The organism is Chryseobacterium sp. SIMBA_038, from assembly GCF_046535115.1.
GTDB lineage: Bacteria > Bacteroidota > Bacteroidia > Flavobacteriales > Weeksellaceae > Chryseobacterium.
Window position 1 is genome coordinate 1 of the sequence record NZ_JAWRXH010000189.1, and the last position, 269, is coordinate 269.

Here is a 269-nt window from a genome sequence, read left to right on the forward strand (position 1 = left end):
TCCCGGCCTTGTCTTCTCCCGGCATCCCATCGAGGCTGATGCTGCTGCCGTCAGGGAAAATCAGTCGCGTCCAAACCACCAGAATGCGCTCCTGCCCGTACGCGATTTGGCTGTCGTATGTGCCAATCAGCTTACTGCCCTGCGGGATCAGCAGATACTTCCCCGTTGCCGTGTCGAACACGTTCTCTATCACCCGAGCGCACGTCTGCCCCGGCAGGTCGGAATTGAGCGCACACTCGAGCGCTGCCGGAATGATCCAACCCGCCTTT

The 269-nt window shown here is 60.2% G+C and carries 1 protein-coding gene; it reads right to left on the bottom strand.

The features are described from left to right. On the bottom strand, nt 1–269 hold a 269-nt coding region (locus SB689_RS23235), incomplete at both ends, for a TrbI/VirB10 family protein (RefSeq protein WP_410694416.1).